Raw genomic sequence first — 7797 nt, forward strand, 5'->3', positions numbered from 1 at the left:
GCTCTGATCTGGACAGGCGGGAGACCTCTTGTGCCACCTGCCTGCGGTCCGTATTTAGAACCAAACAGAAACACAGGAGACGACTGATGCTGAAAGGACTCGGCGGGCTTGGCGGACTGGGCGACATGGCCAAGATGATGAAATCCGCACAAGACCTGCAAACCAAGATGACCGAAATGCAGGAAGAGCTGAACAACATGATGGTTGTCGGCGAATCCGGTGCAGGGCTGGTCAAGGCAACGGCCACAGCCAAGGGTGAACTCAAGGGGCTGGACATTGATCCGTCGATCTTCAACGGCGACGACAAGGAAGTGGTCGAAGACCTGATCCTGGCCGCAATCAAGGACGCTCAGGCCAAAGCCGCCGAACGTTCACAGGAAGAGATGGGCAAGCTGACCGAAAGCATGGGCCTGCCCAAAGACATCAAGCTACCGTTCTGAGCTTCATCTTTTCCTAAACACTCCCGCCGGAGGCTCCCTCCGGCGCAAAGCAGGACAGGCCATGGGCACGAACAGCGAAATCGACAATCTGATCGACCTGATGGCCAAACTGCCGGGGTTGGGCCCGCGCTCGGCCCGCCGCGCGGTGCTGCACCTGATCCGCAAACGCGCTCTGCTGCTGACGCCCCTGTCAGACGCCATGCAGCAAGTGGCCGTCACCGCCCGCGAATGCCTGAATTGCGGCAATGTGGGCACCACGGATATCTGTGACATCTGCAATAGTGAGGTCCGAGCGACCGGAGAGCTCTGCGTGGTCGAGGACGTCGCCGACCTCTGGGCGATGGAACGGTCAGGAGTCTTCAAAGGCCGCTATCACGTGCTGGGTGGCACACTGTCCGCACTGGACGGCATCGGCCCGGATGAGTTGCGCATTCCCCGCCTCAGGGATCGGGTCCTGGCCGAAGGGATCACCGAAGTGATCCTTGCCCTGAACGCCACCGTCGACGGCCAGACCACCGCCCATTACATCGCGGATCAGCTGGAAGGCCAGGTGCGCCTGACCTCGCTGGCCCAAGGCGTGCCCATCGGTGGAGAGTTGGATTATCTGGACGACGGGACGATCACGGCCGCGCTCAGGGCGAGGAAGGAATTGTAGCCTGACGTAGGGTGATACACCAGCTGTACGTGTCTGTCTCCTGGCTGTCTTTTGTAAGCTTATCCAGAGTTAACCGCTTCAAAAAAGTTTAACTTTGCGGGAATACCCACGCCCTCCGGCTTCTCGAAAACTCTGAATTTTTCCATAACGGCTTCTTGTATTGCCGCGATATCCGCATCCGTTCCACAATATTTTTTTAGAATTCGCGCTGCTGGTCCTATGTTGGAAGCCAAGTCAGCAACTTTCTTGAGCGGTCCTTGATGTTTTAGTGTGATCGCCGAAACCTCTCCTGTCACATTTCTGAACCCTGCTTTTTTCAACACATCGACAACGTAACCGATATCCTGAAAACCCAGAGGTCCCGGTGCATTGGAATCAGCAGGATCAGGTGGCCCCAAACGTGAAACTGCCGCTTTGCATGGAGCATCGAACCAAGGGTTTATTGCCATAGGAGCCCAAGCCGCTGCAATCAAACGCCCCTGTGCCCGCATGTGTTTTCGTATATTGGCAAAGGCAGCGTACGGATCGGAAAAGAACATGACGCCAAAGCGCGAAATCACAAGATCGAATGGCGCGCTTGGGATCGCACCTTGTTGCGCGTCCATCAAAAGATACCTTGATTTTACAGGAAGTTTACCAGCTTTCACTTGAGCGTGCTCCAACAGCGGTTTGGAAATATCCAACGCCGTCAGTGTTCCATTTGAGGTCAGCTTTTTCGCAAAAGCACGGCTCGTGGCGCCGGTTCCGCAACCAACATCAAGTACATCCGCATCATGGATATCACCCGCTCGCCGGATAAGTTCTTGGTCCACCGCTTCAAAAACAGCGTCCAGTTCTTCTTCGAACTTGATCCACTGAAGTCCCGGAGCTGAACTCCAGTAATCCGCCTGCGCTTTGTTGGCAATCATAGCGTCTCTAACCTTCTTGAACGCAATCATTGTAGCATAGTTGCCGCGCAAAGCTGTCGTACTTTGAAACTGCTGAAGCATCTGGACTAAGTTTCAGAGAATACTGTTTGCCTGAAACCGAGTTACAGTTAGATACAGCCAACTGCATCTTTTAGTTTGGAGTGCTTAACTTGATCCGCCTTCTCGCCACTACTTTCGCCGCCTTCACCGCAACCGCTGCCCTGTCGCAGGACCTTGTGGACAAGGGCTTCGTCGAAGGCTGGAACATCATGATGGACCCCGCGCTTGGGAACGGGTGTCTGATCCAGACGGTGTATCAGGATCTCTCGGTGGTCAGGCTGGGTTACGACGCGTTGGGCAATCGCGGGTATTTCGCCGTGTACAACAAAGCCTGGGGCGACATTAAGCAAGGTGAGAGCTATCCCATCCGGTTCGAACTGGACGGCAAGAGCTTTGATGCCACCGCTATCGGGTTCAATGAACGCAAAGTGCCCGGTGCGACGGTGTTTTTTACCGACAGGAATTTCGTCACCGCGATTGCCCAGAACAAGACGATGACGGTTTACAATACCGCAGGCGAGGTGGTGATGGCGATTGATCTGAAAGGCACCGCCAAGGCGCTGGACTATGCGCGGGACTGCCAGAACAAAAAGCTTTAACGAATCGGATCGAACAGCGCGTCCTTGGCGGTGCAGTCGCGGATCACATCGCGGCCGCATGGCACCGGATCAAGGTCGCGCGACAGGCATAGACGGACCTCTTCGATATAGCTCTGTTTGCAGGTGACCGTGATCATATCGCGCTCCAGCTCTGGATTGGCTTTCAAAAACGCATCCTCGACCACCGAAGCCGGCAGTTTGACGGATGCGTCCAGCTTGCGGAAGACCTGCGGGCGTTCGACAGCATCATAGGCACGCCGGGACAGGGCGAAATAGTCGGGCGCAGATAGCCCCGAACAGGTGCCGTGTTTCTTCCACTGATGCCATGCAAGGCCCGCACTACCCTGAATATCTTCCATTTCCCGCGCCATGCGGCGTGTTGGCGGCGCCTCGGGCGAGCGACAGAAGGATGGCCAGCCCTGATGAAATTGCGGCCAGAGCCCGTGCAGGATCCATCCGTGGTCGTGCCGGTCGTCACATTGGTGTGACCCGCGCGCGTCCCCTTCGAGGGCGCACCAGTTGGGCGACCAGCTGAGAGACAGGACGTAATAGTCGAACTCACCTGCTTTTTCACCTTCGGCCAGCGCTGTCATCGCGCTGAAGACCCACAATACGACCCAGCGCATTCGCCTCTTCCCTTCTTGCTGCGTGGCGACTATATACGGGCCAAGTTCCCCGACAACGGAAACCTGCCCCAAGACCAAGGGGCCGCCGAATTCCGGCGACGGGAAAGATGTATGTATAGGAGACGGGCTGATGGCAAAACCGCTTATGGCCAAGGCAACCGCCGTATGGCTGGTGGACAACACCACGATCAGCTTCAAGCAGATCGCGGATTTCGTAGGAATGCACGAACTGGAAGTGCAGGGCATCGCCGATGGCGATGTGGCCGCAGGCGTAAAGGGCTTTGACCCGATCGCAAACAACCAGCTGACCCAGGATGAGATCGACGCCGCGCAGAACAACCCGCTGCACAAGCTGAAGCTCAAGTTCAACCCGGCGGCATCCGGCGAAGAAAAGCGCCGTGGCCCGCGTTATACCCCGCTGTCTAAACGTCAGGACCGTCCGAATTCGATCCTGTGGCTGGTCAAGTTCCACCCCGAACTCAGCGACGGCCAAATCGCCAAGCTGGTTGGCACCACCAAGCCGACCATCCAGTCGATCCGCGAGCGCACGCACTGGAACATCTCGAACATGCAGCCGATCGACCCGGTAGCGCTGGGCCTGTGCAAACAGTCCGAACTGGATGCGATCGTGCAGAAGGCCGCTGCCAAGAAAGCGGCCGAAGGCGGCGTGATGAGCGATGACGAGCGTCGCAAGCTGGTTTCGACCGAGCAGTCGCTGGAAATGGACGCTGCGCCGAAAATCCCGACCGCGATCGAAGGTCTGGAAACCTTCTCGCTGTCCGATGATCGGTCGGATGAAAAAGACGACGAGCCTGTCATCGACGCCGACAGCTTCTTCAACCTGCCCAAAGGCGGGGCGGATGATGAAGACGAGGATAATCCTCGTCTGTAACAGACAATCAGTCCCGGTCGGAACGGCTGGGGCTTTTTTGACGGACTTGTCATGCTGAGCATTCTTTCTGCGATCTTCGGCCCGCACCGCGCCGTAACGATCTACGCCTTTCTCAGGACATGGGGGCTGGGTCTGGCGGGTGGTGTTGTCATGATCGCCATCGTCACCACCTTGTTTCTGTTGGGGGACGAAGGCGAACACGAGCACGAGGCTTTCCTGATCGTACCGGTTCTGTCCGCAACCCCGGTGAACGGGGACCTAAGGAACGGCGTCGTAGCCTCGGTTCGCTTGCCCGATGGATCGGCCACGTCGATTACGTCGACCGAGTCGCAGATTTCACAAACCGTTGGAACGACGGCCTGCGTGGAAAAACGCATCTACGTCAAAAGCGGCGAAGCCCGGTATCGGTTCAAACTGCCCCGTCTCTGCGAATCCGGTTGATCGAAATTTCAGACAAAACAAGGCCGCCCGATGCTGACACCGGGCGGCTTTTTCGTTCATACCACCTGAAAGATGATGCCTGCGACTATTGCGCCCCCCACACCAAGGCTCAGGTAGGCGGCAAACACGCGCGGTTTGACCAATGACCAGACTGCGGCCATCGCCGGTATGGAACTGACGGCACCCGCAACCATGAACGACATCGCAGCTCCCGCGGTCATGCCCTGATCGATCAGACCCGCCAGCAGCGGCGGCGCGACGTAAGAGTTCAGATAGGCCGGCATCCCCACCAGCGCGGCAACGATGATCGGCAGGACGCCTTCTCCGCCAACGACGCCAGCGATCAGGTCCGCAGGCACATAGTTGACCAACAAAGCTTCGAGCACATAGGCCAGTGCCAGCCACTTCAGCAAGAACAGCCCGTTGTGTACGAATTCCGAACGAAACCGAACGCGACGCTCAGGCTCTTGCCAGAACTTCCAGACCGGCCTGTCATCCGCTTTCGGACCACATCCGCAACACCCGGCAGGTTTGTATTCGCGCATGGGCTGGGCAAATGCCCCCTGCCGCATCAGTAACCGAACCGCGAACCCGCCGAACAGGCCAAGCGCAACGGCTGCAACCGCCTTACCGATGGCAAAGGGCCATCCCAGCGCGGCAGCCGTAATCAAAAGCGTCGGCGGGTCGATCAATGGCGAACTGAGCCAGAACGCCATCACGGCCGACAGCGGCGCTCCAAGTGCAAGCAAGCCCGCAATAAAGGGAATGACTTCGCAAGAACAAAACGGTGCAAGTCCGCCGAACAGGGCGGCCAGAAAGATCATCCGGGTCTCGCGCCCTTCAAATGCGCGCGCCACCATCACCTCGGCCCCGGTTGCCTTGAGATATGACAACAGAAGCACGGCAAACAGGATGTATTGTCCTGTATGCGCCAAGGCCCTGACTGCAAAACTCGCAACCTCACGCAGGTTGCCGGGGTCGAGAACGGCCACCGCCACAAGAATGGCGACAATCAATGCCCAGGGTGTCTTGATCATCTCAAGCGCACCTTTGGCGGTCAGTCGGGGCGATTGCGTCAATTCAGCCATCGTTGGCCGCCTTTCCAACCGCGTCAGCGCAGCATTCGCTAAGAATGAACTGCGCCAGCGTCTTCAATTCGTCATAACAGGCCCGGTTGATCCTGGTGCGACCGATCTTTTCCTGCTCGACCACACCTCCGGCTGCAAGAAACCGCAGGTGGTGCGCCAAAGTCGACGGGGCAATCCCCGTCCGGTTCTGGATTTCGCCAACGGTCAGACCGGCCTCACCAGCCCGCACCAGAGTTTTTAGGACTTTCAACCGGGCTTCCGAGCCCATGGCGGAAAATCCGGCAGCAGCAGTTTCCCACATGAGTTGCCTCCATTAAACTAGATTTCTAGTTTTATAGTTTCACAAAGGACCCTGGTCAACCCACCTTGGGAAAATTTTCCATGACACTGTAAGTCCAGATTGCCCCTGCCTTAAGTCCAACCTATAAGCAGGCATGGGGATATCGGTCGAAACATTCTTTCTTGAGCTCAACGGTCAGGGCACGTTGCAGGCCCAGATCCAGCAGATGATTGCCGAGGGCATTCTGTCCGGTCGCTTTCACGTGGGGGAAAAACTGCCATCCTCGCGAAAGCTGGCCGCACATCTGGGTGTCAGCCGCATAACGGTGACGCTTGCTTATACCGAGTTGCTGGCCAATGATTATCTGATGGCAAAGGGCCGGTCAGGATATTACGTCTCGCAAAACGCACCGGTTCCGCCCAAATACTCGCCCGTGCAGCGCGGCACGGAATCTGTCGACTGGGACAGGGCATTGGCGCGCCGCTTTCTGGACAGCGACGTCCTGCCGAAACCCAGCAATTGGCGCGAATACCGCTATCCGTTCATCTACGGTCAGGCCGACCGAACCCTGTTTGATCACGCCAACTGGAGATTATGCGCGGTTCGCGCATTGGGGCACAAAGACTTCGATTCGCTGACAGGGGATTACGTGGATCAGGATGATCCGTTGCTAATCGAATTCATCGCGCGCCACACCCTGCCGCGCCGTGGTATCGTCGCCCGCCCCGAAGAGATCTTGATCACCCTGGGCGCGCAGAACGCGCTTTGGCTGGCCTCACGCATCTTGCTGACACACAAACGCACGGCCGTAATCGAAGATCCCTGCTACTACGCGCTGCGAAGCCTTTTGAACCACTGGGACTGCGCTGTGACCCCCCTGAGCGTCGATCGCGACGGCTTGCCACCCGAAGCGATCCCCGACGAAGCGGATGTCATCTTTACCACCCCCAGCCATCAAAGCCCGACAACCGCGACGATGCCGATCGACCGCCGCAACAAGCTACTGGATCGGGCACGCGATCTGGATGCAATGGTTGTCGAGGACGACTATGAATTCGAAATGGCCTTTCGCAGCGCACCTTCGCCTGCACTCAAGTCCATGGATCGGGATGGGCGCGTGATTTACGTCGGCAGTTTTTCCAAGTCGCTGTTTCCGGGATTGCGGCTTGGATACATGGTCGGATCCGAGCCTTTCATCCGCGAAGCTCGTGCTCTTCGCTCGTTGGTCCTGCGCCACCCTCCAGGTCATATTCAGCGCACGGCAGCGTATTTTCTGTCATTGGGCCATTACGACGCGCAGATCCGACGTATGTCGAAAGCCCTGCAAGAGCGGCGCGATGCGATGGACAAAGCAATCGAAGAAAGCGGGCTGATAGTGGCTGGACGGGGTGTAATGGGCGGCTCATCAATGTGGATGTCGGCCCCCGAGCACGTCAACACAACGCAGCTTGCGCTAAAGCTGCAGAACCAGGGTGTTCATATCGAACCGGGTGCTCCGTTTTTCTCGGGGCCCGACAGGCCGCAGAATTTCTACCGCCTCGGGTACTCTTCAATTTCGACCAACCGCATAGGCCCCGGCGTCGAACTGATCGCGGATGCCATCCGGTCTGCCTGAGATCGCACTGGACATATTCCGCAGACGCGTCTGGCCCTAACGCAGGTCGCACCCTTACGCCAAAACCATATCAACCCCCGGGTCCCGGTGCCCGGTTTTCTCACTCTTGCTTGGAGAACACCCCTATGAAGATGACGACGGAAGAGGCCTTTGTTAAGGTTTTGCAGATGCATGGTATTGAACATGCGTTTGG

The 7797-nt window shown here is 57.5% G+C and carries 10 protein-coding genes; 6 read left to right on the forward strand and 4 right to left on the reverse strand.

The window, feature by feature from the left end; all coding sequences use genetic code 11:
- Positions 1 to 86: 86 nt before the first annotated feature.
- Both AC2FLO_RS14480 and recR read left to right on the forward strand, forming a co-directional pair.
- Positions 87 to 440, forward strand: coding sequence for a YbaB/EbfC family nucleoid-associated protein (locus tag AC2FLO_RS14480; protein WP_209507712.1), 354 nt, complete (start codon positions 87 to 89; stop codon positions 438 to 440).
- 61 nt (positions 441 to 501) lie between these two features.
- The gene (recR, locus tag AC2FLO_RS14485) at positions 502 to 1095 is read left to right on the forward strand and encodes a recombination mediator RecR (RefSeq protein WP_496754570.1); all 594 of its coding nucleotides are present in this window, start codon (positions 502 to 504) and stop codon (positions 1093 to 1095) included.
- A 59-nt stretch (positions 1096 to 1154) separates the two neighbouring features.
- Here the strand turns inward: recR and AC2FLO_RS14490 are convergent, their stop codons facing one another.
- Positions 1155 to 2003, reverse strand: a complete 849-nt coding sequence (locus tag AC2FLO_RS14490; protein WP_496811710.1) for a class I SAM-dependent methyltransferase — start codon at positions 2001 to 2003, stop codon at positions 1155 to 1157.
- A 161-nt stretch (positions 2004 to 2164) separates the two neighbouring features.
- Between AC2FLO_RS14490 and AC2FLO_RS14495 the strand changes: the two genes are divergently transcribed.
- Positions 2165 to 2662 (forward strand): hypothetical protein, encoded by a 498-nt coding sequence (locus AC2FLO_RS14495; protein ID WP_496754574.1) that lies wholly within the window; start codon positions 2165 to 2167, stop codon positions 2660 to 2662.
- Here AC2FLO_RS14495 and AC2FLO_RS14500 read toward each other — a convergent pair.
- Positions 2659 to 3288, reverse strand: a complete 630-nt coding sequence (locus tag AC2FLO_RS14500) for a ribonuclease T2 family protein (RefSeq protein WP_496754575.1) — start codon at positions 3286 to 3288, stop codon at positions 2659 to 2661. The genes AC2FLO_RS14495 and AC2FLO_RS14500 overlap by 4 nt on opposite strands.
- A 130-nt stretch (positions 3289 to 3418) precedes the next feature.
- Here AC2FLO_RS14500 and AC2FLO_RS14505 point away from each other — a divergent pair, with 130 nt between their 5' ends.
- Both AC2FLO_RS14505 and AC2FLO_RS14510 read left to right on the forward strand, forming a co-directional pair.
- Positions 3419 to 4180, forward strand: a complete 762-nt coding sequence (locus tag AC2FLO_RS14505; protein ID WP_267363611.1) for a DUF1013 domain-containing protein — start codon at positions 3419 to 3421, stop codon at positions 4178 to 4180.
- 51 nt (positions 4181 to 4231) lie between these two features.
- Positions 4232 to 4621 (forward strand): hypothetical protein, encoded by a 390-nt coding sequence (locus AC2FLO_RS14510; RefSeq protein WP_496754576.1) that lies wholly within the window; start codon positions 4232 to 4234, stop codon positions 4619 to 4621.
- 56 nt (positions 4622 to 4677) lie between these two features.
- Here AC2FLO_RS14510 and AC2FLO_RS14515 read toward each other — a convergent pair whose 3' ends face one another.
- Together AC2FLO_RS14515 and AC2FLO_RS14520 are read right to left on the reverse strand one after the other, a co-directional pair.
- Complete coding sequence (locus AC2FLO_RS14515; RefSeq protein ID WP_496754577.1) at positions 4678 to 5709, reverse strand: permease; 1032 nt, start codon at positions 5707 to 5709, stop codon at positions 4678 to 4680.
- Entirely contained in the window at positions 5702 to 6010 is a 309-nt protein-coding gene (locus tag AC2FLO_RS14520) for an ArsR/SmtB family transcription factor (RefSeq protein ID WP_496754579.1), read from the reverse strand. Before AC2FLO_RS14520 ends, AC2FLO_RS14515 begins: the two co-directional genes overlap by 8 nt.
- Positions 6011 to 6143: 133 nt before the next feature.
- Between AC2FLO_RS14520 and pdxR the strand changes: the two genes are divergently transcribed.
- Positions 6144 to 7604 (forward strand): MocR-like pyridoxine biosynthesis transcription factor PdxR, encoded by a 1461-nt coding sequence (gene pdxR / locus AC2FLO_RS14525; protein ID WP_496754581.1) that lies wholly within the window; start codon positions 6144 to 6146, stop codon positions 7602 to 7604.
- Positions 7605 to 7797: the final 193 nt, after the last annotated feature.

It is taken from the genome of Ruegeria sp. TASC047 (assembly GCF_059612445.1).